The following is a 23,628-nucleotide window of genomic DNA, read 5'->3' as shown; positions in this document are numbered from 1 at the left end:
GCGTCATTCCTCCCGTGCATCAGCGTTCGTGCGGGCATCGGCGAGCGCATCGCGGGTCGCGGCCATGACCGCCTCAGGGAAGCGACGAAGCTGCTCGACGTCCACCCACTCCTCGGCCGCGTGCAGTCCTCCGCCGGCGGGGCCGCACACGACGGTCGCGATCCCCGCCGCCTGCCACAGCGCCGACTCCATCCAGTAGGGAGCGCCGATCGCGGCTGGCACGGTCTCACCATCGCGGGTGAGCGCGGCCGCCAGGAACTCGGCGAATCGCGCGGCCGGGCCCTGCTCGTCGGCTTCCCAGGCCTCGCGATGATGGGTGAGCCGGGCATCCGTCCGGAGTCCGGGCGTTCGCGCCGCGACCGCGCCGAGCATGGCCCGCACCTCGACGAGGGCGTCCTCGGCGCGTTCGCCGGGCAGCGTGCGTCGTTCGACGACGACAGTGGCCTCGGCGGCGATCGTGAACGGCGCGGTGCCCGCCCGAACGACGGTCGCCGTGAACGAACCGGATTCGAGCAGCGGGTGCGCCGGCCGCTGACGGAGCTCCTGGTCGGCCAGCTCCACCTCCTGCAGCACGTGGCCGAGGGCACGGAGTGCATCAACGCTCAACGCCGGTTGCGAGGAGTGCCCGGCCGTCCCCTGCAGGGTGGCCTCGACGACCGCGTAGCCCCGGTGCGCCGCGACCCGGTCCAGCCAGGTGGGTTCGGCGATGAGGCACACCTCGGCGGTCACACCGCGGTCGGCGAGGTGCTGCAGGACGGCCGCGGCCCCGACGCTCGCATCCTCCTCGTCCGCGACGGCGGTGAAGACGACGGTGCCGGGGTGGCCCTCGCCGGCGAGTCGCTCCGCAGCCACGATCAGCCCCGCAAGCCCCGCCTTCATGTCGCTGGTGCCACGCCCGAAGAGCTTTCCGTCCTCGACGCGCGGCGTGAAGGGGGCGTCCATCCCCTCCACGCCGACGGTGTCGAGGTGCCCGTTGAACACGACAGTGCGTCCCGGCTCCGAGCCTTCGTGGACGGCGACGACACTGACGCGTCGCGGGTCCTCCGGTGCCGGCACGAGGTCGACCGCGAAGCCGGCACCCTCGAGCCGCTGCGCGATGACGGCCGCGATCGCCCCCTCGCCGGGTGCACCGGGCACGAGGCTCGGACTGACGGAGTCGATCGAGACGAGCAGGCGGGCGAGCTCGAGCGCGTCGTCGCCGGGGCTGAGGTCGGACATGCCACGACGATAGCGGGGCGGATCGTCCGGGAACCGCCCGAAGACCAGAACAGGCGCCCGTCTCCCTGAGGGGACTGGTGCCTGAGCTCTTCGCCGACCGCGAGGGTCGTCGATCGGGACTAGCGGTTCTTGACCCGCGTGACCGCGTCGGTGTTCTCCGAACGCGCGTTGCCGGCCTTCTTGTCGGCCTTCGCGGTCCGCTTCTCCTTCAGCGTCTTCGCCGGTGCGGTCTTGCCGCCCTCTTTACGTGCTGACTTCTCGCCCATGTTGGTGCTCCTTTGCGAGCCACGGTGACCCTGTACCGCTGAGGGTACAGCCACATGCCGCCTGCGGACCCCACCCCCAGGACCTTGTTAGCATTCGGGGATGACGAACCCGGCAGAGATCACCGACGTCCCGATCGGCGGCGAGGGCATCCGACTCGGGCAGTTCCTGAAGTTCGCGGGTCTGCTCGACTCCGGCGGAGATGTGAAGGCCGCGATCGCCGACGGCGCCGTGCAGGTCAACGGCGAGGTCGATCGCCGACGCGGTCGGCAGTTGCAGCTCGACGACGTCGTGTCGCTCGAAGGGCGCAGCGTCCGCGTCCGTCCCTGATCGCCCCGCCCTGCATCGCCGCGTCGAGAGGAACCCCGTGAACCCGAGCACACCCCGGCCCATCGCCGTCACCGGATCGACCGGCGCGCTCGGCAGCCTCGTGGCGCAGGACCTCGCCGCCCGCGGGACCGCGCAACGCCTGCTGGTCCGCACCCCCGCGAAGGCGCCGCAGCATCCCCGCAGCACCGTGCACCGGTTCACCTACACCGACCAGGCGGCGGCCCGCGCCGCACTCGAGGGCGTCGACACCCTCTTCATGGTGTCGGGGGCGGAGAGCGCCGACCGCGTCGACCAGCACCGCTCGTTCATCGATGCCGCGGCCGCCGCCGGCGTGCAGCACCTGGTGTACACCTCGTTCGCTGCTGCGGCGCCGGATGCCGTGTTCACGCTGGCGCGCGACCACCACGCGACCGAGGAGCACATCCGAGCGTCGGGTATGCGGTGGACGTTCCTCCGGGACGGCTTCTACCTCGACATCATGGAGGCCCTCGTCGGTGAGGACGGCGTCATCCGTGGGCCGGCCGGCGACGGTCGCGCGTCCTTCGTCGCCCGCGCCGACATCGCCCGGGCCGCCGCGGCGATCCTCGTCGACCCGGCGCCCCACGCCGGTCGCACCTACGACCTCACCGGCCCGGAAGCACTCACGATGGCGGAGGTCGCCGCGACGATCAGCCGCGTCCGCGATCGCGAGGTCACCTTCCACGACGAGACGATCGAGGAGGCCTACGCGTCGCGCGCCTCCTACGGCGCACCCGACTGGGAGGTCGACGCCTGGGTGAGCACCTACACGGCCATCGGCAGCGGCGCGATGGCTGAGGTGAGCCCGGCGATCGAGGACATCACCGGCGTGCCACCGATGGACATGGAGACCTACCTTCGGTCGAACGCGGACTGATCCCGCCTCCGCATCCGTCCCTGAGCGTCGGCCGCCCGGCCGCCCGGATCAGAGGCCGTAGAAGCCGAGCTCCCAGTCGACCGCCTCGGTCGCACTGAGGGCGACCCCGGAGGGCTCGCGCGGACGGACCGGGCGCGGTCCGCGGCGTTCGTTGGTCGTGAAGTAGATCGACGTCCCCGGACTGACGAAGACACTCGCCGAGTCCTCGCCGACGACGTCCAGATCGACGAAGCCGCCGCCCGAGAGCGCTGCCCGCTCCATCGTGTCCTTCAGCTTCGTGATGACGGTGTTCGGGGCCAGGTCGTAGACGAGCCCGCCGAGGGTGAGAGTGCTGCTTTCCATCGTGATGTCCTCAATGAGGTCATGGTGCGTGAACGGCAACCGTACGCCCTCCGCAGCCGGGACGTGCCCCTCATCGCGAAGCCCGCCGCGCCCCACGGCCGGAATAGGGCAGGTGCCCGAGGTAGTGGGGGTACCTCAGAGCGGAACGTTGGTGTCCGAGCACGGCATCCGCAGCCGGCTCGTGGAGGGACAGCCATGATGATCACGAGCGCGACCTACAGCTCGGCCATGTCGGCCGAGACGAGACGGTTCTTCGAGCACCAGCTCGAGCAGGACCTCGAACGGCGGCGGCGACACCGCGAGCGCCTGCTCGACGAGGGCGCTCCCCACCACGACCAGGGTGGGACCATGGAGAGGTGACCCTGCCCGCGACGAGCCCGACGATGATCGGGCGCGCGTCCGACCTCGCTGCGATGCGGTCCGTCTTCGACACCGTCGCCGCGGACGGATCGCGCAGTATGGTCCTGAGCGGCGAAGCCGGGATCGGGAAGACCCGACTATTGACGGAGTTCACCCGGTCGGTCCGCTCGTCGGCGCTCGTGATCACGGGGCAGTGCGTCGACCTCGGCGACGTCGCCGCGCCGTACGCACCCGTGCTGGGCCTCATGAAGGACCTCGTCGCACGACGGAGCCGCGAGGCCGTGCTCGACGCCGCCGGGCCCGGCCGGGCCTCGCTCGAGACCCTCCTGCCGTCGCCCGGTGTGGAGCCGGAGGACCAGCGCGACGGCGGCGTGGGGCGGCTCCACGAGACCGTCGCCGTCCTGCTCGAGGCGCTCTCCCGAGAGCAGCCCGTGGTCGTCGCGATCGAGGACGTCCACTGGGCCGACGGCGCGACCCTCAGCCTGCTCGCGTTCCTCGTGCGCGTCCTGACCGATGCCCACGTGATGATCGTGCTCACCGTCCGCAACGAGGACGTGTCGCGCGGACACCCCCTGCGCGGGTTTCTGGCCGAACTCGACCGCACGAGGCGGGTCGAACGGCACGGCCTCGAGCGTCTGAGCCGCGGCGATGTGCTGCGTCAGGCCATCGCCATCCGCGGCAGCTCGCTCGACACGGTCTCCATCGACAGCGTGTACGCCCGCAGCGAGGGCGTCCCCTTCTTCGTGGAGGAACTCCTGGGACTCGGCGACGACCGCGACGGCGATGATGACGGCGACGATCTGCCCGACACCCTCCGCGAGCTCCTCCTCGCCCGCTACGAACGGCTCACGCCCACCACCCAACAGTTGCTGCGCGTGATCTCCGCCGGCGGTGTCCGCGTCGAGCACGCGCTCCTGGAACGGGTGTTCACCGGCGACCACCACGCCCTCGACGCCGGCGTGCGGGAGGCCATCGGGGCGAACGTCCTCGTCGCGGACGCGACCACCTACGCGTTCCGTCACGCGCTCGTCCGGGAGGCGATCCACGACGACCTGCTGCCGGGCGAACGGACCCGCTTCCACGCCGGGTTCGCCGAGGCCCTGGAGGCCGCGGCCGGGGTCGAACCAGTCGCGGCCGAGGTGTCCTACCACTGGATGCTCGCTCGCGACGTCGGGCGGGCGTTCCCGGCCACCGTGCGAGCCATGGAGCAGGCGCATGCCGCCTTCGCGTACAGCACGGAGGCGCAGCTCGGGGAACGCCTGCTCGAGATCTGGGACCAGATCCCCGAGGCGCAGGACCTCGTCGGCCGCTCACGGTCGGAACTCATGCGACGGACGGCGAGCGCCCTCCGGAACGCGGGCTGGACGGACCGGGCGATCGCCATGGTCGACGAGGTGCTCGCCACGCCGGAGGACCGCGACGACCTCGATCAGGCCAAGCTGCTGCGCGACAAGGCGTTCTACCTCGCGAACCTCGGGCGGCCAGGGTCGGTGGAGCTTCTCGAACAGGCCCTGGCCCGCGTCCCCGCCGACACCCCGGGCGAGCTGCGCGGTGTGCTGCTCACGAGCCTCGCCGCACGACACATGATCATCGGTCGACTGGAGCGGGCGATCGAGTACGCCGACGCCGCCGCGCAGGAGGCCGCGCGCACCGGCTCGGCGCGGAACGCCTCGGTCGCGGCGAACATCGGCGGCATCGCCCGCATCCACCGTGGTGAGCTGGACGCCGGAAGGCCGATGCTCGCGACCGCGGAGTCGCTGGCCGACGGCGACGGCAGCGCGCTCCTCCGGTACCGGGTGAACGCCTCCGACATGGCGAACCTGCTCGGTTCGTACGAGGAGGCGCTCGCATCGGCGCTGGAAGGTGTCGCGCGGGCGAGGGCACTGGGCGTCGAGCGCAGCTCTGGGCTCATCCTGTCGTCGAACGCGGTCGACCCCCTGGTGGCGCTCGGTCGATGGGACGAGGCGGAGGAACGGGTGCACCGCGCGCTTGCGCTGCAGCCGCCGCTCGCGTTCTCCGTGTACCTCCGCCAGTCGCTCATCCTCCTCATGCTGTGGCGTGGCGATGCCGAGACCGCAGCGACGCTCTACCGCCGGTGGCGGAAGGGGATGCTCTCACTGTCTGGCCTGGAGGTGCAGACCCGGTTCGGCGTCGCGCGGGTCGTGATGCAGGTCGGTCTCGCCACCGGCGACCTCGCCGGAGCGTGGTCGCCCGCCGGCGTCGGCGTGTTCGACGCCCCCGACCACCGCCCGATGCCGGCCTACGACCTTCCTGCGCTGGCGGACGCAGCTCGGGTCCTGGCCCAGGTGCGCATCGCCCGGGCAGCTGGCACCCTGGATCTCGAATCCGGGCCGTTCGCCGGCCTCGACGACGCACGCCTCCGGGAGCAGGCGACGCGCTGGCGGGCGCTCATCGCGAAAGAGCGGTTCTGGCCGACCGCACCGCTGTGGAGTGCCCTGGTCGACGCCGAACTCGGCGGGCCGGACGGCACCGGCGAGGACTCCGCAGCCTGGGAGACGGCTCGCGCGATGGCCGAGCGCCCGTTCGCACCGGCGGTGCTCGCGCCGTACACGGCGCTGCGGCTGGCGGAGGCGCTGGTGGCCGCCGGCGATCGTCCCCGGGCGCAGGATGCCCTCATCACGGCCGTCTCGGAGGCGACGACACTCGGCGCCGGGCTCGTCCTCGACGGTGCTCGGGCATTGGCGGCGCGGGCATCGCTGAACCTCGACGGCCGACCTCGGGCACGCACGTCGGGCGGGTCGGTGGAGCTGACCGCGCGCGAACGCCAGGTGCTGCAGCTCGTCGCGGAGGGCCTCAGCAACCCGCAGATCGGTGAGCGCCTGTTCATCAGCGCGAAGACGGCCAGCGTCCACGTCTCGGCCATCCTGCGGAAGCTCGGCGTGTCGACCCGGACCGAGGCCGCGATGGTCGCCGGAGCGAGCGGATTACTCGCGGCGAGCGCCGAGCGACCCGACTGACCCAGCTGGCCCAGCTGGCCCAGCTGGCCCGGACGGCCGTCCTCGCGGCGGGGTGGGTCCCGGCCGAAATCGAGGGAACGTCGGCCGGGAACCCCGACAGGGCGAAAGGGTCCTGTCGGCATCAGCGTAATCACGGACCCGAAAGCGGGACGGGCTGTTGCGTTCTCTGGACAACGGGTGCGTTCGGGAGGGAGACGCCGCTGCCCGGCCCCGGGCGCTCCACCGTCAGCCGGGGAGCTCCCACAGCGGATCGCGCAGCAGCTCGGTCGCGTACCCGTCGCCGCGCGCTGCGGCGATCTCGTAGGCCTGCCTCGCCGCAGCATCGTCGCCGAGCGTGTGGAGCAAGTTGCCGAGCATCCGTGCCGAGCGGGCATCTCCGACGGCAATCGCCCGGAGATAGGCGTCCTGCGCCCGGCCCACATCGTCCGCCCAGTGGTGGATGTCCCCGAGCACGGCCAACGCGTCCGGGCCGTCCGCTGTCACCTGGTCGCGCAACAGTGCGATCGCATCCTCGACGTGGCCGAGCTTCGCGATCGCCAAGGCGCGCCAACACACCCAGATGTCCTCGCTGTCACCGACACGGTCGAGACAGGCGAGCGCCTCGTCCATGTGCTCCTCGTCGTCGTATTGGTCCGCGATGAGACCGCCGAGGATCCCGAAGAGCCTGGGATCCTCCCAGTCGGGGTGGAGCGATACGAAGTCGCGGAGCACCGCCTCGGTGCGAGGATCGCCGAGCCAGTCGAGCGCCTGCGCCAAGGCGAATCCGGCGAGCTCGAGCCCAGCGGCTGCAGAGGCCTCGAACGCGAGGATGGCCGCCTGCGGACGGATGTCGTCCCGATCGGACCAGTCGAGCTCCCACAGGGCGGTGCCGCAGTCATACATCGCATTGGCGAAGGACTCCTCCGGGTCGAAGAAGGTCTCCCAGTGCTCTTCGGTGAACGGGTGCCCGAGCGCAGCCAGAGATGCCCGGACGAGTGCGCACGCGCGTTCCGGTCGACCCTTCGCCCTGAGGTCGAGGAGCGCGGCGATGAGCGCTTCCGACGATTCGAATCGCATCAGCCACCCCATTCCACGTCGCCCGCCACGAGTTGACATCATGGCAGCATCGCCGTGCGCGCTGTGGCGCTCCTGGCTTACCGCCGGTTGTTCAGCGAGCGCTGGACGGCTCCGAATGCGATGGTGCCGACGATGAGGACGAGGCCGATGACGCCGAGCCAGAACAGCCCCTTCAGCACGAAGCCGACGATGGAGAGGACCGCCCAGAGGGCGAGGAGGACGACGATGACGACGGCGAACTTCTGCACGGGTGTGGGTTTCCTGTTCTGGGGGTGATGGCGGCTGGCGGGATCGGGTGACGATCAGGCAGGACCCTAGCAGGACGGCATTTGCGTCGGCCGGAACCGGTCACTCGACGAGGAGCCGACGCAGGCGGATTCGGACCGCCTCGTCGACACCCAGGATGTCGAAGACGGCGTCGACCTCGGCGACGAACGCGCGCACGTGCGGGGTGACCTCGTCGAGGAAGGCGTCGACCTGCTCCGCCGTCCAGGAGGCCTGGCGATCGTGCGTCGGTCCTCCGTGCGGCGCAGCTCCCGCCATGGCACGCACCGACGCCGCGTAGTCGTCGACGATGGCGTCCTCGGGCACACCGGCGTTGGCGAGGAGGAGCGCGCTGACCAGGCCGGTGCGGTCTCGGCCGGCCGCGCAGTGCACGAGGACCCCGGGTTCACTCGAGGCGACCGTCTCCAGCGCGACACGGACAAGGCCCGGCAGGATGCGTACGTTGTGCTGCCAGTACTCGGGCGAATCGAGGATCGGAAGGCAGACCTCGCGGAACTCGGGATCCGCCTGGTCCTCGGTCGGCGCCAGCGTGATGACGAGATCCGCCGGGGGCCGGGCGTCCGGGTCGGCGTCTCGTGCACCGACCTCGTCGGCACTCCGGATATCGACCACGGAGCGCAGCCCCCATCGCGTCGCCGCCGCCCACCCGGCTTCGGTGAGCAGCTCCCGTCGTGGTCCTCGCGCGATCCGCCCGCTGACGGTCACGCCGGTGGACGAGAGCGGCGTCGGCAGGCCGCCGAGGTCTCTCAGGTTGCGCAGGCCGTCCCAGTCCAGGTTCCGCATCCGGCAGAGCGTACCCGACCCGCCTGTGCCGTGCGGCTCAGTCGCTACAGCTTGCGCTTGCTCGCAGCGCGGCGGAGTGCACCGAAGACGATCGTCCCGATGAGGAGGACGATGCCGATGATGCCGAGCCAGAGCAGGCCCTTCAACGCGAACCCGACGATGGAGAGGATCGCCCAGAGGACGAGGAGGACGATGATGATCTGCATGGGGTGGGTTCCTGATTCGTGCGGAGATGGAGCGTGGTGATGGGGCTCAGTGGATGCGGAGCTCGGCGACGAGCGGACACGCGAACGGATCGCGGGCCCCGAGGCCGACCCGGTTGAGGTAGCGGATGACGATGCCGTACGACCGCAGCAGCGTGGTCTCCGTGTACGGCACGTCGAGCGCGGCACAGTGGTCACGCACGAGCCGCCGCGCCTCCTTCAGCGCGGGCCGCGGCATCGACGGGAACAGGTGGTGCTCCACCTGGTAGTTCAGGCCACCCATGAGGAATGACACCCACAGGCCACCGGTGACGTTCCGCGAGGTGCGCACCTGGCGGGAGAAGAAGTCGACGTTCGCGTCGTGGGCGATCGTCGGCATGCCCTTGTGGTTCGGCGCGAAGGACGCGCCCATCATGACGCCGAACACCGCGAACTGCACCCCGAGGAACGCGCACGCCATACCGAACGGCAGGAAGGTGAACACGACGCCGAGGAGGAGACCGAACCGCGCGACGAGCAGCACCCCCTCGAGCAGCCGGTCGCGCCCGCCGGCCCTCGTGCCGACCCCGCTCACGACCGAGCGGATCGCGAGCCAGTGCAGGTTGAGGCCCTCGAGGGTGAGGAGCGGGAAGAACAGCCAGCCCTGGTGGCGGTAGAAGAGCTTCGCCGCCCGGTTGTGCACCGCGCTGACGTCCTCCGGCAGGAAGCGGATCGTGTCGGGCTCGATGTCGGGGTCCTTGCCGACCGTGTTCGGGTTGCCGTGATGACGGGTGTGCTTGTTCATCCACCACGAGTAGCTGAGGCCCACGAGGAAGGTCCCGAGGAAGCGCCCGGCCCGGTCGTTCCAGGCGCGCGACTCGAACACCTGCCGGTGCGCGGCCTCGTGCGAGAGGAACGCGAACTGCGTGAACAGCACGCCGAGGGCCGCGGCCACGAGCAGCTGCCACCAGGACGCCCCGAGCAGGGCGAAGGCCACCCAGCAGCCGGCGGTCGCGAGGACGAGCACGGCGAAGAGGGTCCAGTAGAACGCGTACCGCCGCCGGAGGAGACCGGCTGACTTCACCTGCGCGAGGATCGCGGAGTAACTCGACGTACCGCCGGCCCGCGGCGTGCTGCTCGGACCGGTCTTGCGGAACCCGGTGCTGCGTTCGACCGTCACCGGACCCGCTCCGGCGGGTGGACGGGCGGTGTCGTCGAGGTCGATGATCGCCGACGGCGCGTGGAGGACGGGCCTGATCGGTGCGTGCGCATGATGCTCCCTGGGCATGAACGGATGTGGAGGGATTGTCCGGCGACCGGGGTCTAGGGCAGCGCCCGTTCAGCGTAGGACGGCCCCGGCGACCGATGCAAATCAGAGCGAAACCGATGCGTCCAGGGTGTCTCCGAGGGGTTCCAGCTCGGTTACGGTTGATCCGCTACTCGACAGTTGAGGACGAACCCAGCCATGGACCACACACGCGAAGCACGACTCATCGAAACGTTCGTGACGCTCACCGACAGCCTCATCGACACCTATGACGTCGTCGAGATCCTGCAGCTCCTCGTCGACCGCGCCGTCGAACTCTTCGACGCCGCGGCCGGGGCGATCCACCTCACGGACCGCGACGGCACCCTGAAGGTCGTCGCCTCCACGAGCGAGCGCAGCAGCTTCTTCGGGCTCCTCCAGTTGAACGCCGGTGAGGGACCCTGCATCGCCGCGGTCACCTCGGGCCACCTGGTGACGGTGGAGACGGCCGAGGAACTCCACATCTATTGGCCGAGGTTCGCGGAGGCCGCGAACGAGAGCGGGTACGTCGGTGTCCACGCGATCCCCTTGCGCCTCCGCGACACCATCGTCGGGTCGCTGAACCTGTTCCGTGAGACCGAGGGCGCACTCAACGGTGCCGACGCCCTGGCCGCCCAGGCGCTGGCCGACGTCGCGACGATCAGCCTCCTGCAGCAGCGGTCCATCGAGAACGCGACCCTCGCCACCGCACAACTCCAGCGGGCCCTTGACAGCCGCATCGCGATCGAGCAGGCGAAGGGGTACCTGGCGCGGGCGGCGGGCGTCGACATGGACACCGCGTTCGGCATGATCCGGCAGTACGCCCGGACCCGGCAACGGCGGCTCGGCGATGTCGCCGCCGCGGTCGCCCGCGAAGAGGTGCCGCTCGAGGAGGTCGTCGGCGGGACACCCGTGGCCGCGGACGAGTAGTCCGCCGCCGCTCACGGGGCTTCGTCGTCGGGAAATCGGTCGCAACCCCCTCCACTCTCAGCCGGAACACGGCAGGATGGAGGTTCGAACACCAGACGAGCACTCCCGAAGGAACAACCCATGGCAGGCCTCAGCCTCTCCAAAGGCAGCAACCTCTCACTCACGAAGACCAGCCCTGGTCTGACGATCGCCACGGTCGGCCTCGGCTGGGATCCGCGCACCACCGTCGGCGTGGCGTTCGACCTCGACGCCTCGGCGATCCTCGTCGCGGAGAACGGCAAGATCCGGAGCCCAGCGGACTTCATCTTCTACAACCAGATGTCGACGCCGGACGGCTCGGTCGTGCACCAGGGCGACAACCGCACCGGTGAGGGCGACGGAGACGACGAGCAGATCACGATCGACCTCCGCACCGTCGAAGCCGACGTCTCGCGCATCGTCATCGCGGTCTCCATCCACGACGCCGACAACCGTCGCCAGAACTTCGGTCAGGTCCGCGACGCCTTCTGCCGCGTGCTCGACCAGGACCAGCAGGAGATCGTCCGCTACGACCTCACCGAGGACGCCTCGCAGGAGACGGCGATGCTGTTCGCCGAGATCTACCGCCACAACGGCGAGTGGAAGTTCCGCGCCGTCGGGCAGGGCTATACGACCGGCCTCGCCGGGATCGCCGGCGACTTCGGCGTCCCGCTCGACTGAGGAGCGTGTCCTGCCCTCGGACGTCGGTGCTGGTTGCCGACGTCGGCTGTCAGTCCGCTGCGCCGCCGGACGCGAGATGCGTCCTGAGCACGTCGGCCCGTTGCGCCTCCTGGAAGGACGGGTACGGGCCGGTGCCTGGCGCGTCGTCGAAGATCGACAAGTCGAACTGGTCGTCGATGACGAAGCCCGTCCCGGAGGGCCGGATGTTCGCGTCAGTCATGACCGACACCCCTCGCTCCGGTCGATCGCGCCGGGCCGCCGTTCCAGCTCGGCATCAGCACCGCCTCGATCGTCGCTCGGGCGTCGTCCAGCGAGCCGACCTCCGTGACGCTGCCGATCGGCGGCACCAGTGACGTCACGAGATACCGGCCGGCCACCGCTTCCACGTAGGCCAACAGACTCCGCGCATCCGTCAGCGGATACGACGGATCGGTCGCCCTCCACCCGGCCTCGCCCGTCGGCGACAACAGCACCGCGGCAGGGGCACCGCGCACATCCATCCGGTCCATCCTGGACCCCCTTCCCCGAACGTTGAACATCGACCGTACGTCCGCAGAAGTTTCCTCGAGCGGGTGTTGACAGCAGGAGCAGGAGGAGTCCGTTCTCGCCGATGACGCACCGTGCGCCACTCATCCTGAGCGGTGATCGCGGAGCCGGTTGATGCTTCGGGAGACGGCCGCGGACGACCCACCGGTCATCTTCGTGATCTGGGACATCGAGAAGCCGGCCTCGTGGAGCGCCGCCACCGTCGCATCGAACTGCTCCTCGACCCTGGCCTCCGCTCGGGCCAATTGGTCGTATGCCGCACGCAGCAGACCCATCTCCCGGAACAACGATTGTTCATTCATCCGGCCACCGTAGATTCGGCGGAGAAACGGCCCGGAACGCTTGACTTCATCTCCCCGGAGACCGGCAGCTGACGTCCCCGTCGAACTGAGGCTGGGAAGAACCTGGAGTCGGGTGGGAAACCCTGGGGAGTCCGACCCCCGCGCCGAAGCCGGACTCCCCACCGCCCGTAAGCTGGACGGAGCAAGGGGAGTACTCCTTCGCGGCATGCTCGTCAATACGGACCCACCGTCGGGATCCCGGGGTGCCGGCTCTCATCGAGAGCGGAGAAGACCTTGTTCCGGCGCCGTCGCCGGAACTTCGTGTCCCTCGACCCCTTGGAGCCGTCATGGCCGTCACCCCGCTCATCTGGATCATCACCATCGGTGTCACGATCCTCTTCTTCGTCTACGAGTTCTTCGCGCACGTGCGGAAGCCGCACGAGCCGACGATCGCCGAGTCCGCCCGCTGGTCGATCTTCTACGTCAGCCTCGCGCTGCTCTTCGGCGTCGGCATCGGCATCGTCTCCGGCTGGACGTACGGCGGCGAGTACTTCGCCGGCTACCTGACGGAGAAGGCGTTGTCGATCGACAACCTGTTCGTCTTCCTGATCGTGATGGCCGGCTTCGCCGTGCCGAAGGCGTACCAGCAGAAGGTGCTGATGATCGGTATCATCATCGCCCTCATCATGCGTGGCGCGTTCATCGCCGTCGGCGCCGCCCTCATCGAGAACTACTCCTGGATCTTCTACCTGATGGGCGCGCTGCTGCTGTTCCTCGCGTACCGCCAGGCGTTCAGCGACCACGAGAGCGACCCGGCGAACGGCAAGCTCGTGCGCTTCGCCCGCCGCATCCTCCCCATCACCGACACGTATCACGGCGACCGCCTCTCGGTGAAGATCGACGGCAAGCGCTTCTTCACCCCGATGCTGCTCACCATCGTCGCGATCGGCTTCATCGACCTCGTCTTCGCGGTCGACTCCATCCCGGCGATCTACGGCCTCACCGAGCAGGCGTACATCGTGTTCACGGCGAACGCCTTCGCGCTCATGGGTCTGCGCCAGCTGTTCTTCCTCATCGGCGGCCTGCTCGAGCGACTCGTCTACCTGGCGCAGGGCCTCGCCGTCATCCTCGCCTTCATCGGCGTGAAGCTCGTGTTCCACGCCCTCCACGTCAACGAGCTCCCGTTCATCAACGGCGGGCAGCACATCGACTGGATCCCCGACATCCCGATCTGGTTCTCGCTGCTGTTCATCGCACTGACGATCACGGTGGCGACGGTCGCCTCGCTCGCGAAGACCCGCCGCGACGCACGGGCGGGTCTCGAGCAGTAGTCGCATCCGCAGTACCTGACGGCTACGGGACGACTGTGCTCAGTATCTGACTAGAGTCAGTATTGAGCACAGTCGTCATCGAACGGAAAGCAGACCCACCATGCCCTCACTCACTGGAGCAGTCGTCCTCGTCACCGGCGCGAACGGCGGCATCGGCACCCACTTCGTCCACGAAGCCCTCGCCAGGGGCGCCGCGAAGGTCTACGCGACCGCCCGCACCCCGCGCACGTGGGACGACGAGCGGGTCGTGCCCCTCACCCTCGACGTGACCGACCCGACCTCGATCGCCGCGCTCGTCGAGGCGGCCCCCGACGTCACCGTCCTCATCAACAACGCCGGTGTCGCCGTCGCGACCCCCGGCATCCTCACCCAGACCGATGAGGAGATCCGCAGCAACGTGGAGACCAACTTCCTCGGCCCGCTGTTCCTCGCCCGCGCCTACGCACCCCTGCTCTCGGGGCGCGAGGGCGCGACCATCATCGACCTGCACTCGGCCCTCAGCTGGTACGCGGTCAACGGGATCTACAGTGCGACGAAGGCGGCCCTGTGGTCGGTGACGAACTCGCTCCGCCTCGAACTCCTCCCCGCGGGCGTCCACGTCATCGGCGTGCACGTCGGCTGGGTCGACACCGCGATGGCAGCGCACACCACCGATCCGAAGCTCGACCCGGCGCTGCTCGTCGCGCAGGTCTACGACGCGATGGCCGCCGGAGAGTACGAGGTCCTCGCGGACGACACCTCCCGCCAGGCCCGCGCCGGGCTCAGCGCGCCGCTCGAGGCCGTGTACCCGCGGCTCGCGAAGACCGCCGAGTAGTCGACGCACCAGCACCGCACCAGGGGTCGACCGGCCGCACGTGCGCTCCTATGCTGAGCGCATGTGCGGTCGTTTCGTCGTCACCGATTCCACGTCCACCCTCCTCGCGGACCTCGTGGACGAGTTCGAGGCGCCCGCGCCCGACTACAACGTCGCGCCCACCACGGCGGTGACCGTCGTCAGGACCCGGCACGACGAACGGACCGCGACCGCCGCCCGATGGGGCTTCGTACCGGGCTGGGCGAAGGACTTCGCCAAGCAACGGCCGCAGCCCATCAACGCGCGCATGGAGACGGTCGCGACGGCGTCGATGTTCCGGAAGGCGTTCGCCTCGGCCCGCTGCATCGTTCCCGCCAGCGGGTACTACGAGTGGGTGGTGACCGAGACGGGCAAGCAGCCGCACTTCATCCACGACCCCGATACGGAGCTGGCCATGGCCGGCATCATCAGCGCCTGGCCCGACCCGGGCAAGGCGGAGGACGATCCTGACAAGTGGCGGCTGTCGATGGCGATCATCACCCGCGACGCCCACGTCTCACCGGGGGAGGTCCACGACCGCATGCCCGCCTGCCTCACCCCCGACGGCTACGACGACTGGCTCGGCGACCATCTCGACACCGACCAGCTCCTGCAGCTGCTCGACCGTGAGTCCTTCGCGGTCGCCCACGACCTCACCCACTACGAGGTCACGCGAGACGTGAACAATGTCCGCAACACCGGGCCGCACCTCATCGAGCCACTCCCGGCCTGAGCCGCGCGCTCCCGACAGCCGTCAGCGGGCCGGCGGTCAGCGGGTGAGGAACTCGACCGCGACCGGCACGAACCGCTCGTGGTACTGGAAGATGCCACCGTGACCGCTGTTCGGGTAGATCACCAGTTCGGAGCCGGCGATACGGCGATGCAGGTCGTTCGACAGCACCGAGGGCACCATGCGGTCGTTGTCGCCGTTCGCGATGAGGGTCGGCTGGGTGAGCTTCGACAGATCGGACGGCGCTGAGCGGCCGAAGCGCTGGATCGCCTTCAGCTGCGTCTGGAACGCCTTCGTGCCGATCGGCTTGTCGCGGTCGACGGTGCGCTCGCTCAACCGCTCGACGAACGCCTTCGCGGCACGCTTCCCCTCGGCGTCACGGTTGAAGAACAGGAACTCCTTCGGGTCGGAGCGGGTCAACGTCGCGCGGAGGATGTCGGAGTACGTGGTGCCGACGAGCTTGTCCATGTCCTTCCCACCCCGCGGGCCGGTGCCGGTGAGGACGAGCCGACGCACGAGGTCCGGGTGCTTGACCACGAGGTCCTGGGCGATCATGCCGCCCATCGAGAAGGAGAACACGTCGATCGTCTTGTACCCGAGCGCGCTGATGAAGTCGTACGCGTCGTCGGCCGCGGCCTCGATCGTGGCGGGGACCGTCCCGCTGGACGCGCCGACCCCCTGCTGGTCGAAGGTGATGACGTGGCGGTGCGCCGCGATGGGATCGATGACGCGCGGGTCCCAGTTGTCGAGGGTCGCCGCGAGGTGCACGAAGAACACGACGGGGATCCCGCCCTTCGGCCCGAGCTCGCGGTACGCGTACGTGACGCCGTTCGCGGAGATGGTCTTCGCCGGCGCCTGCGCGTACGAGGTGATGGTCGGTTCGTTCGATGAGCTGCTCATGATGATGCTCCTTCTGGAGGGATGCGGTGTGGTTTCGGGGACGGCTGACGCCGGGTGGCGGTCAGGGATTCCTGATGACGGCCTTGCCTCGGATACCACCGGACGCCAGCGACTCGAGCGCCCGGACGGTGTCGTCGAACGGGAAGATGCGCCCGACGACGGGCCGGAGCACGCCGCGCTCGACGAGCGCCGTGATCTCGCGGAGCTGATCACCGCTCGCGTGCATCCAGAGGAACCGGTACTGCACGTCGAGGCGCTTCGCCTGCTTGCGGACCTTCGCACTGAGGGCGGCGATCGCGAGCCGCAGCACCGCGTTCAGCCCGGCCGCCTTCGCGAACTCCGGCGTCGGAGGACCCGAGATGCCGACGACCGTGCCACCCGGACGCAGCACCCGGAGCGACTTCTCCAGGTTGTCGCCGCCGAGGCTGTCGAGCACGAAATCGTAGTCGGACAACCGCTCGGCGAAATCCTCCGAGCGGTAGTCGACCACGACATCGGCGCCCAGTGACCGGACGAATCCCGCATTGGCGGCGCTGGCCGTGGTCGCGACCTCGGCCCCGAGCTGCTTCGCGAGCTGGATCGCGATCGACCCGACTCCGCCGGCACCCGCGTGGATGAGGACCTTCTGACCGGTCTGCACGTTCCCGATCTCGACGAGTGCCTGCCATGCCGTCAACGCCACGAGCGGGAGGGACCCGGCCTCCTCCATCGTGATCGACGCGGGCTTCAGGGCGACGTCCGCCTCGTCGATGGCGATGCGCTCGGCGAAGGTGCCGATGCGGTGATCGCGGGGGCGGGCGTAGACCTCGTCACCGGGCTTGAACGCTCGGACCGATCCGCCGACGCGGACGACGGTACCGGCGACGTCGTGGCCGAGCACGAGCGGCAGGCGGTACGGCAGGATCTGCTTGAACTCGCCGAGGCGGATCTTCTCGTCGAGTTGGTTGACTCCGGCGGCCTGCACCTGGACGAGGACGTCGTGGTCGCCGACGGTCGGCTCAGGCACCTCGGCTTCGTGCAGTGCGGTCTTGTAGCTCGAGACGGCGAACGCTCTCATGGGGTGGTGCTCCTTGGTCTGGACGGGGTGGGTGAGGTGGGAGGGAGGTCGACGGTCAGCGCTGCAGGAACGAACGCACAGCGGTGACGACCTCGCGGTGGTGCTGGAACACGGCACCATGACCGGCGTCGGGGAGGACGGTGACCGATGCGCCGGGAAAGACCTCGGCGAGCGCCGCGGCGTTGGCGAGCGGCACCATGCGGTCGCTGTCGCCGTGGAGGATCGCCACCGGGCCGTCGAAGGTCGACCTCGCGGGGCGAGGCTGCTTGCCGTAGCGGTGGACGGCGGACAGTTGGGCGCGGAGGACGTTCGGGACTACGGCGCGGTCGCGGTCGCGGGTGCGTTCCTGGAGCCGAGCGGTGTAGTCCTGTGCAGCCTGGCGCCCCGCCGCGGTGCGGGTGAAGAAGAGGCTCGCCTTGGGGTCGGCGCGCCCGAGGATGGCCCGGACGGTGCCGCCGATCATCACGCGGGTCAGGTCGACGAGTTCGGGGCCGCCCGTGGGGCCGCTGCTGATGAGGACCAGTCGCTCGACGGATTCGGGGCCCTTGGCCACCAGTCGCTGTGCGACCATCCCGCCCATCGACAGCCCGAACAGGTCGAAGCGCGTGAGGCCGAGGGCGCGGACGGCGGCGAGCGCGTCATCCGCCATCTCGTCGATGGAGGCGCGGACCGCGCCGTCCGATCGGCCGACGCCGCGGTAGCCGAGCAGGATGACCCGTCGACCCGCGGCGAGGCCGTCGGCGATGCGTGGGTCCCAGTCGTCGAGGTTGGCTCCGAGGTGGTTGAGGGCCACGAGCGGGGTCCCCTCCGCCGGTCCGAGCTCGCGGTAGGCGATCTCGGCTCCGTCGACGGCGATCCTCTCCGTGTCCACCTCGGTGAAGCGGGCGGTGCCTGCCTGCTCGGTCATCTCGTGTCCTTCGGTCGCGTTCCCCGGTTTATCCGAGTAAGCTCAATCATGAGTCAGCTCAGTTCTTTTGTCAAGGAGGTTCCATGCAGACCGATCACCGACCGCCCGGCCGGCGGGAACGCGCCAAACAGGACAAGCGTGAACGGATCATGCTCGCCGCCAAACGCCTCTTCGCACGACACGGCGTGGGCGGGGTGACCACCCAGCAGATCGCCGATGCCGCGGACGTCGCCATCGGCACGCTCTACCTGTACGCCTCGACGAAGGCGGAGCTGCTGATCATGGTCCAGAACCAGAAGTTCGCCGAAGCGATCGACGACGGCCTCGCCGCCGCCCAGGCACCGCGTGACGTCGTGTCGCGGGTGATGGCGCTCATCACGCCCGTCGTCACGTGCGTCCGCGAGCACCCCGAGAACGGCCGCACCTACCTGCATGAACTCGTGTTCGGCGATCCGACGGAGCCGTTCCGTCGCGACGGACTCGCACTCGCCTGGCGGTTGGAGGAGGGTGTCGCAGCGATCCTCCGGCCGGACACCCACGCCGCACCTCATCCCACCGCGGACGCGCCCGCGATCCTCGCCCGCGTGATCTCGGCGATCATGCACGTCACCACCACGGCCACCATCCACCTCCGTCGCCCCGACACCGAGATCCTCGCCGACATCCGCGCGCAGATCTCAGCCGTCCTCATCCGTTCCACCGACATCTCAAGGAGCACCTCATGAGCACCCACTACGACCTCGTCGTCCTCGGAGCCGGACCCGGCGGCTACGTGGCCGCGATCCGCGCCGCCCAGCTCGGCAGGAACGTCGCCGTCATCGAGCAGCAGTACTGGGGTGGCGTGTGCCTCAACGTCGGCTGCATCCCCTCGAAGGCGCTGCTGCGGAACGCCGAGCTCGCCCACACCTTCACCCACCAGGCGGAGCAGTTCGGCATCTCGAGTGAGGTCACCTTCGACTACGGCGCGGCCTTCGACCGGAGTCGCCGCGTCGCCGACGGTCGAGTGAAGGGCGTGCACTTCCTGATGCGGAAGAACGCGATCACTGAGATCGACGGCCGCGGCATCTTCCGCGACGCCGGCACGATCGACGTCGCCCTGACCGCCGGCGGGACCGAGACGGTGACCTTCGACGACGCCATTATCGCGACCGGGTCGACCGTGCGCCTCCTCCCCGGCGTCGAGCTCAGCGAGCGGGTCGTCACCTACGAGTCGCAGATCCTCTCGCGCGAGCTGCCGGCGTCCATCGTCATCGTCGGCGCCGGCGCGATCGGGATGGAGTTCGCCTACGTCCTCGTGAACTACGGCGTGCGGGTGACCATCGTCGAGTACCTGGACCGGGCACTCCCGAACGAGGACGAGGAGGTGTCGAAGGAGATCGCTCGGCAGTATCGGAAGCTCGGCGTCGACCTCGTGACCAGTGCGCGGGTCGACACGATCGTCGACGACGGTGCCGGCGTCACCGTGTCCTACACCGCCGCGAACGGGGCGGCCGAGACCCTGCGCGCAGACAAGGTCCTGATGTCGGTGGGCTTCGCACCGAGGGTCGAGGGCTACGGGTTGGAGCACACCGGTGTGGACCTCACGGAGCGCGGCGCGATCGCCATCGACTCGGTCATGCGCACCTCGGTCCCCCACCTGTACGCGATCGGCGACGTCACCGCGAAATTGCAGCTCGCGCACGTCGCCGAAGCGCAGGGCGTCGTGGCCGCCGAGACGATCGCCGGAGCCGAGACGATGCCCATCGAGGACTACCGGATGATGCCCCGGGCGACCTTCAGCCAGCCGCAGGTCGCCTCCTTCGGACTCACCGAACAGCAGGCGCGCGCCGAGGGCCGCGAGATCGTGGTGTCGACGTTCCCGTTCGTCGCCAACGGCAAGGCGCAGGGGCTCGGCGATCCGAGCGGGTTCGTGAAGCTGATCGCCGACGCGGAGTACGGCGAACTCATCGGTGGCCACCTCATCGGTGCCGATGTCGCCGAGCTGCTCCCCGAACTGACCCTCGCCCAGCGGTGGGACCTCACGGCGACGGAGCTCGCTCGGAACGTCCACACGCACCCGACGCTCGGCGAAGCCCTTCAGGAGGCGATCCACGGGCTGACTGGTCACATGATCAACCTCTGAGCGGTCGGACGGGAGGGCTTCGGAGCCCCTCAGGTTCTTCCCAGACGATCGTCTAAGCTGGACGGCGTCCTCCTCAGACGATCGTCTGATCAGGCCTCAGACACCCACCAGACCGGATGGTCACCCACTTCGAAGGAGCGCCGGTGAGCGGTCTGCGCCAGTACGCGATGAACCAGGTCCGCGACGAGATCATCGACGCCGCCGGCCTCGAGTTCGGGCGGAACGGCTACGCGGGGACCTCGTTCTCCGGCATCGCCGCCGTCATGGGCAAACCGAAGTCGGTCATCGGGTACCACCTCTTCCCGTCCAAGCGGAGCCTCGCGCACGCCGTCATCGCGGAGCAGGACGAACGGTGGCAGGCGGCGGACGCGACCATCGGCGTGCCCTACGGCGCGCTCCGGTGGGTGACGATGATCCTCGCTTCGGCTCGGGAGGCTCAGCGGTCCCCGATCGCCATGGGCGCCATCCGGCTGCTGCACGAACTCCCCCGCATGGACGACCCGGTCTACACGGTGTTCGACTGGCGCGCCTACACGCGCACGAACCTCCGCATGGAGGCCGCCGCGCACGACCTCGACCTGCCCGACCTCGACGGCGTCTCCGACGTCCTGCTCGACGCCTGCTTCGGCCTCGTCACCACGACGGTGGGCGACGACGACGCGGCCGAGCTCCGTTCCCGACTGATCACGCTCATCCGCCCGATCCTCGCGACCGTCGACCCGGCGGGAGCCGCGGCCACGACCGCCGCCGCCGCCGCGCACGAGCTCGTGAGCGGACCGGCCTGACGGTGACCTCCTCAGAATCTGCCTCCGCACCAGTCTCCGCACCCGGAAGGACGCCCATGTCCCAGCGTGAACCAGCGCAGCGCGAAGCCGCACCGGCACCGACCACGCGCAGCACCACCGTCACCGACGGCGTCCACTTCGTCCAGGGCCCGGCGGTCAACTGGATCATCGTCGAGGGCGAACTCGGGCCGATCCTCATCGACACCGGCTACCCGGGCGACGGCGCCGCCGTCACCGCGACCCTCGGCGCCCTCGGCTACGCGGTCGAAGACGTCCGGGCGATCCTCCTCACCCACGGACACGGCGACCACATCGGCAACGCCGCCTTCATCGCCGGGCTCGCCGACTGCGACGTCCTCGCCGCACGCGACGAGATCCCGAACGTGCGACGAGACGTGCTCGAGCAGGTCGGACTCGCCGACGTCCAGCCCCACCTGGAGCGTCCGGGCGTCGCGACCTGGTTGAACCACGCCGTGGAGGCCGGCGGACTCGAGGTCGTGCCGCCCACCGCGGTCGTGGCGGTCGAAGCGGTCCCCGAACTCCGAGGCGCCCTCGGCGTCGAGATCCGGCCGATCCCCCTTCCCGGGCACACGCGCGGCCACCTGGGATTCCTGCTCGTCGAGCGCGGGGTCCTCGTCGCCGGCGACGCCCTGATCACCGCGCACCCGACGAGCCCGCACGACGGACCGCAGCTGCTCCCGGAGATGTTCCACGGCGACCTGCCGCGCGCCCGACAGTCGCTGACGAAGTTGGCCGGGCTCCCGGCGTCGATCGTGCTGCCCGGGCATGGGCCGGCGTTCTTCGGCTCGCCCGCCCAGGCGGCGGCGGAAGCGCTGGCGTTCGGCAGCGCGTTCTGAGCCGCTGGTCGCCGGTGGAACGCCTGCGCTAGCGTTGGCGGGGTCCTGAACCCGTACGCCGAGCCACGAGGAAGTGACCATGCAGAACCCGTTCCGCCGCGACGGCAGCCCGTCCGATGATCGCCCGTCCGACACCAGCCCGAGCGATGAGCAGACGGACGCCACGGACCAGCCGAACCAGGGCCGAACCCTCGAACCGAGTCCCGACGTCCTGGCGCAGCTCGACGCACTCGACGCGGCCTGCCGCACAGCACCAGACGAGATCGACCCGCAGATCCGGCTCTGGCAGGCGGTCGCGTCCCTCGACCGCTGGGTCTTCATCAACCGCGGCACCGACGACGAGCCGCGTCCCTACGCGCTCGCAGCTCAGCCGGGGAACCTCCTCTGCGTATACAGCAGCGGGACGCGGGCCCAGGAGGCGGCCTACGCGAACGGCCTCGTCCCTCCGGACGCCACGGTCTCGCTCCTGGCGGTCCCGATCCCCGCGGCGATCGACTGGGTCCTCTCCTTCGGCGAACGCGGCGTCGTCGGCGTAGCCCTGGACTACCCGCGGCTCGGCTCGTGGGTCCCGCTGCCGAACCTGGCGCGGTTCCGGCCGGCGTCCGAACAGCTCTGAGACGTCCACCCGGGAGGATCACGATGCACGGTGTCGAGCTGCAGGAGCGCGCCGCCCGCCGGACCGACGAGCTGCCGGGGGCGGAGCTCACCCACCCCTTCGGTGAGGAGTGGGACGTGTACAAGGTGCGTGGCAAGGTGTTCATGCTCCAGACCGGGGCCACGGGCGAACCGCTCGTGACCCTGAAGGCGCGCCCCGAGGACAGCCGCAGCCTGCGCGAGGCGTTCCCCGACATCGTCCCCGGCTACCACATGAACAAGCGGCACTGGATCTCGCTCAAGCCGGACGGCGGGCTCGAACCGGCGTTCGTCGACGACCTCGTGACCGAGTCGTACCTCCTCGTCGTCGAGGGCTTGCCGAAACGCCTGCGGCCGGTCGACCCCGCCACCTTCGGGCAGCGCGGCGACGCCTGAGCTCCCGGCAGCGCGCTCAGACCGGGATGCGGCGAGCGCCCGTGCCGGTGTCGCCGAGTTCGTCGTCCGGGTTGAGGAGGGTGCAGGCCTTCATCGAGAGGCAGCCGCACCCGATGCAACCGGTGAGTTCGCGTTCGAGCTGTTCGATGCCGCGTCGGCGCTGTTCGAGGACCTTCTGCCACCGGCGTGAGGCTCGTTGCCAGTCGTCGTGGCTGGGAGTGCTGGTGAGCGGGACGTCGGCGAACGCTTCGGCGACGTCCTCGAGCGGGATGCCGAGGCGTTTCGCGACCGAGATGAGGGCGACACGGCGCAGCATGTGTCGTGGGTACCGGCGCTGGTTTCCGGCCGACCGCTCGGACGCGATGAGGCCGAGGCGCTCGTAGTAGTGGAGGGCTGAGACGGCGACGCCGGTGCGGCGGCTCATCTCGCCGACGCTGAGCAACTCGTCCGGCTGGTGCACGTCGCCTCACCCGCCCTTTCACCAACCGACCTCAAGCCACCTTCAGGTTCGGCCCGCTGTCGACGGTACACCAGCCCGGGGTGACGGATGGGGACCACTCCCCATGCTCGAGCGGGACCGATTCTGACCGGCGACTGTCGCTCATCGGCACCACGCTGGCAGGATGGTCGACATCTGACACGGA

Annotated in this window: 30 protein-coding genes; 15 read left to right on the top strand and 15 right to left on the bottom strand. The window is 69.7% G+C overall.

Going from position 1 to position 23,628, the window contains the following annotated elements; translation table 11 throughout:
- Nucleotides 1-3: 3 nt before the first annotated feature.
- Both ITJ57_RS03080 and ITJ57_RS03075 read right to left on the bottom strand, forming a co-directional pair.
- Complete coding sequence (locus ITJ57_RS03080; RefSeq protein WP_194668795.1) at nt 4-1,218, bottom strand: M20/M25/M40 family metallo-hydrolase; 1,215 nt, start codon at nt 1,216-1,218, stop codon at nt 4-6.
- Between the two features lie 119 nt (nt 1,219-1,337).
- Nucleotides 1,338-1,484 carry a hypothetical protein gene (locus tag ITJ57_RS03075; protein ID WP_157579891.1) on the bottom strand — a complete coding sequence of 49 codons (147 nt, stop codon included), beginning with the start codon at nt 1,482-1,484 and terminating at the stop codon, nt 1,338-1,340.
- A 100-nt stretch (nt 1,485-1,584) separates the two neighbouring features.
- On the opposite strand from ITJ57_RS03075, the gene ITJ57_RS03070 reads away from it, so the two are divergent.
- Nucleotides 1,585-1,812 carry an RNA-binding S4 domain-containing protein gene (locus ITJ57_RS03070; RefSeq protein ID WP_056009426.1) on the top strand — a complete coding sequence of 76 codons (228 nt, stop codon included), beginning with the start codon at nt 1,585-1,587 and terminating at the stop codon, nt 1,810-1,812.
- Nucleotides 1,813-1,849: 37 nt separating this feature from the next.
- A complete protein-coding gene (locus ITJ57_RS03065; protein WP_194668794.1) occupies nt 1,850-2,707 on the top strand; it encodes an SDR family oxidoreductase in 858 nt (285 codons plus the stop codon).
- A 48-nt stretch (nt 2,708-2,755) separates the two neighbouring features.
- Here the strand turns inward: ITJ57_RS03065 and ITJ57_RS03060 are convergent, their stop codons facing one another.
- Nucleotides 2,756-3,049: a hypothetical protein gene (locus ITJ57_RS03060; protein ID WP_194668793.1), complete on the bottom strand. Its 294-nt coding sequence runs from the start codon at nt 3,047-3,049 to the stop codon at nt 2,756-2,758.
- Between the two features lie 195 nt (nt 3,050-3,244).
- Between ITJ57_RS03060 and ITJ57_RS03055 the strand changes: the two genes are divergently transcribed.
- Nucleotides 3,245-3,409 (top strand): hypothetical protein, encoded by a 165-nt coding sequence (locus ITJ57_RS03055; protein WP_194668792.1) that lies wholly within the window; start codon nt 3,245-3,247, stop codon nt 3,407-3,409.
- The gene (locus ITJ57_RS19660) at nt 3,406-6,387 is read left to right on the top strand and encodes a helix-turn-helix transcriptional regulator (RefSeq protein ID WP_194668791.1); all 2,982 of its coding nucleotides are present in this window, start codon (nt 3,406-3,408) and stop codon (nt 6,385-6,387) included. Before ITJ57_RS03055 ends, ITJ57_RS19660 begins: the two co-directional genes overlap by 4 nt.
- A gap of 225 nt (nt 6,388-6,612) precedes the next feature.
- Here the strand turns inward: ITJ57_RS19660 and ITJ57_RS03045 are convergent, their stop codons facing one another.
- The 5 genes from ITJ57_RS03045 to ITJ57_RS03025 form a co-directional block, all read right to left on the bottom strand.
- Nucleotides 6,613-7,443, bottom strand: coding sequence for a lipopolysaccharide assembly protein LapB (locus tag ITJ57_RS03045; protein WP_194668790.1), 831 nt, complete (start codon nt 7,441-7,443; stop codon nt 6,613-6,615).
- Between the two features lie 77 nt (nt 7,444-7,520).
- A complete protein-coding gene (locus ITJ57_RS03040) occupies nt 7,521-7,691 on the bottom strand; it encodes a hypothetical protein (protein WP_194668789.1) in 171 nt (56 codons plus the stop codon).
- Nucleotides 7,692-7,791: 100 nt separating this feature from the next.
- The gene (locus tag ITJ57_RS03035) at nt 7,792-8,511 is read right to left on the bottom strand and encodes a tyrosine-protein phosphatase (protein ID WP_194668788.1); all 720 of its coding nucleotides are present in this window, start codon (nt 8,509-8,511) and stop codon (nt 7,792-7,794) included.
- 44 nt (nt 8,512-8,555) lie between these two features.
- Nucleotides 8,556-8,717, bottom strand: coding sequence for a hypothetical protein (locus ITJ57_RS03030; RefSeq protein ID WP_194668787.1), 162 nt, complete (start codon nt 8,715-8,717; stop codon nt 8,556-8,558).
- A gap of 46 nt (nt 8,718-8,763) precedes the next feature.
- Entirely contained in the window at nt 8,764-9,981 is a 1,218-nt protein-coding gene (locus ITJ57_RS03025; protein ID WP_194668786.1) for an acyl-CoA desaturase, read from the bottom strand.
- Nucleotides 9,982-10,158: 177 nt separating this feature from the next.
- Between ITJ57_RS03025 and ITJ57_RS03020 the strand changes: the two genes are divergently transcribed.
- Both ITJ57_RS03020 and ITJ57_RS03015 read left to right on the top strand, forming a co-directional pair.
- Nucleotides 10,159-10,908, top strand: coding sequence for a GAF and ANTAR domain-containing protein (locus ITJ57_RS03020; RefSeq protein ID WP_194668785.1), 750 nt, complete (start codon nt 10,159-10,161; stop codon nt 10,906-10,908).
- Nucleotides 10,909-11,028: 120 nt separating this feature from the next.
- Nucleotides 11,029-11,607: a TerD family protein gene (locus tag ITJ57_RS03015; protein WP_056009439.1), complete on the top strand. Its 579-nt coding sequence runs from the start codon at nt 11,029-11,031 to the stop codon at nt 11,605-11,607.
- A 49-nt stretch (nt 11,608-11,656) separates the two neighbouring features.
- Here ITJ57_RS03015 and ITJ57_RS03010 read toward each other — a convergent pair whose 3' ends face one another.
- The 3 genes from ITJ57_RS03010 to ITJ57_RS03000 form a co-directional block, all read right to left on the bottom strand.
- Nucleotides 11,657-11,827 (bottom strand): hypothetical protein, encoded by a 171-nt coding sequence (locus tag ITJ57_RS03010; protein WP_194668784.1) that lies wholly within the window; start codon nt 11,825-11,827, stop codon nt 11,657-11,659.
- On the bottom strand, nt 11,820-12,116 hold the full coding sequence (locus ITJ57_RS03005) for a hypothetical protein (RefSeq protein WP_194668783.1): 297 nt from the start codon (nt 12,114-12,116) through the stop codon (nt 11,820-11,822). Before ITJ57_RS03005 ends, ITJ57_RS03010 begins: the two co-directional genes overlap by 8 nt.
- A 120-nt stretch (nt 12,117-12,236) precedes the next feature.
- Nucleotides 12,237-12,455 (bottom strand): hypothetical protein, encoded by a 219-nt coding sequence (locus ITJ57_RS03000; protein WP_194668782.1) that lies wholly within the window; start codon nt 12,453-12,455, stop codon nt 12,237-12,239.
- Between the two features lie 326 nt (nt 12,456-12,781).
- On the opposite strand from ITJ57_RS03000, the gene ITJ57_RS02995 reads away from it, so the two are divergent.
- The 3 genes from ITJ57_RS02995 (at nt 12,782) to ITJ57_RS02985 (ending at nt 15,330) form a co-directional block, all read left to right on the top strand.
- Nucleotides 12,782-13,765, top strand: coding sequence for a TerC family protein (locus tag ITJ57_RS02995; protein ID WP_194668781.1), 984 nt, complete (start codon nt 12,782-12,784; stop codon nt 13,763-13,765).
- A 100-nt stretch (nt 13,766-13,865) separates the two neighbouring features.
- A complete protein-coding gene (locus ITJ57_RS02990; RefSeq protein ID WP_194668780.1) occupies nt 13,866-14,579 on the top strand; it encodes an SDR family oxidoreductase in 714 nt (237 codons plus the stop codon).
- 61 nt (nt 14,580-14,640) lie between these two features.
- The gene (locus ITJ57_RS02985) at nt 14,641-15,330 is read left to right on the top strand and encodes an SOS response-associated peptidase (protein ID WP_194668779.1); all 690 of its coding nucleotides are present in this window, start codon (nt 14,641-14,643) and stop codon (nt 15,328-15,330) included.
- A gap of 36 nt (nt 15,331-15,366) precedes the next feature.
- Here ITJ57_RS02985 and ITJ57_RS02980 read toward each other — a convergent pair whose 3' ends face one another.
- The 3 genes from ITJ57_RS02980 to ITJ57_RS02970 all read right to left on the bottom strand — a co-directional run bounded on the left by ITJ57_RS02980 (nt 15,367) and on the right by ITJ57_RS02970 (nt 18,191).
- Nucleotides 15,367-16,227, bottom strand: a complete 861-nt coding sequence (locus ITJ57_RS02980; protein ID WP_194668778.1) for an alpha/beta fold hydrolase — start codon at nt 16,225-16,227, stop codon at nt 15,367-15,369.
- A gap of 61 nt (nt 16,228-16,288) precedes the next feature.
- The gene (locus ITJ57_RS02975) at nt 16,289-17,284 is read right to left on the bottom strand and encodes an NADP-dependent oxidoreductase (protein WP_194668777.1); all 996 of its coding nucleotides are present in this window, start codon (nt 17,282-17,284) and stop codon (nt 16,289-16,291) included.
- A gap of 55 nt (nt 17,285-17,339) precedes the next feature.
- Nucleotides 17,340-18,191 (bottom strand): alpha/beta fold hydrolase, encoded by an 852-nt coding sequence (locus ITJ57_RS02970; RefSeq protein WP_194668776.1) that lies wholly within the window; start codon nt 18,189-18,191, stop codon nt 17,340-17,342.
- 83 nt (nt 18,192-18,274) lie between these two features.
- Between ITJ57_RS02970 and ITJ57_RS02965 the strand changes: the two genes are divergently transcribed.
- The 6 genes from ITJ57_RS02965 to ITJ57_RS02940 all read left to right on the top strand — a co-directional run bounded on the left by ITJ57_RS02965 (nt 18,275) and on the right by ITJ57_RS02940 (nt 22,984).
- A complete protein-coding gene (locus ITJ57_RS02965; protein WP_194668775.1) occupies nt 18,275-18,916 on the top strand; it encodes a TetR/AcrR family transcriptional regulator in 642 nt (213 codons plus the stop codon).
- Nucleotides 18,913-20,313 (top strand): dihydrolipoyl dehydrogenase, encoded by a 1,401-nt coding sequence (gene lpdA / locus ITJ57_RS02960; protein ID WP_194668774.1) that lies wholly within the window; start codon nt 18,913-18,915, stop codon nt 20,311-20,313. The genes ITJ57_RS02965 and lpdA overlap by 4 nt, the downstream gene beginning before the upstream one ends.
- Nucleotides 20,314-20,456: 143 nt before the next feature.
- A complete protein-coding gene (locus tag ITJ57_RS02955; RefSeq protein WP_194668773.1) occupies nt 20,457-21,098 on the top strand; it encodes a TetR/AcrR family transcriptional regulator in 642 nt (213 codons plus the stop codon).
- A gap of 56 nt (nt 21,099-21,154) precedes the next feature.
- The gene (locus tag ITJ57_RS02950; RefSeq protein ID WP_194668772.1) at nt 21,155-21,955 is read left to right on the top strand and encodes an MBL fold metallo-hydrolase; all 801 of its coding nucleotides are present in this window, start codon (nt 21,155-21,157) and stop codon (nt 21,953-21,955) included.
- A gap of 79 nt (nt 21,956-22,034) precedes the next feature.
- Entirely contained in the window at nt 22,035-22,571 is a 537-nt protein-coding gene (locus ITJ57_RS02945) for a hypothetical protein (protein WP_228506451.1), read from the top strand.
- 23 nt (nt 22,572-22,594) lie between these two features.
- Nucleotides 22,595-22,984, top strand: coding sequence for an MmcQ/YjbR family DNA-binding protein (locus tag ITJ57_RS02940; protein ID WP_194668771.1), 390 nt, complete (start codon nt 22,595-22,597; stop codon nt 22,982-22,984).
- A 16-nt stretch (nt 22,985-23,000) separates the two neighbouring features.
- Here ITJ57_RS02940 and soxR read toward each other — a convergent pair whose 3' ends face one another.
- Entirely contained in the window at nt 23,001-23,408 is a 408-nt protein-coding gene (gene soxR, locus ITJ57_RS02935; protein ID WP_194670274.1) for a redox-sensitive transcriptional activator SoxR, read from the bottom strand.
- Between the last annotated feature and the right edge of the window lie 220 nt (nt 23,409-23,628).

The sequence above is a fragment of the Plantibacter sp. VKM Ac-2880 genome (genome assembly GCF_015351235.1).
GTDB lineage: Bacteria > Actinomycetota > Actinomycetes > Actinomycetales > Microbacteriaceae > Plantibacter.
The sequence above is the reverse complement of the archived record's forward strand: the minus strand, read 5'-3'. Positions and strand labels throughout refer to the sequence as shown.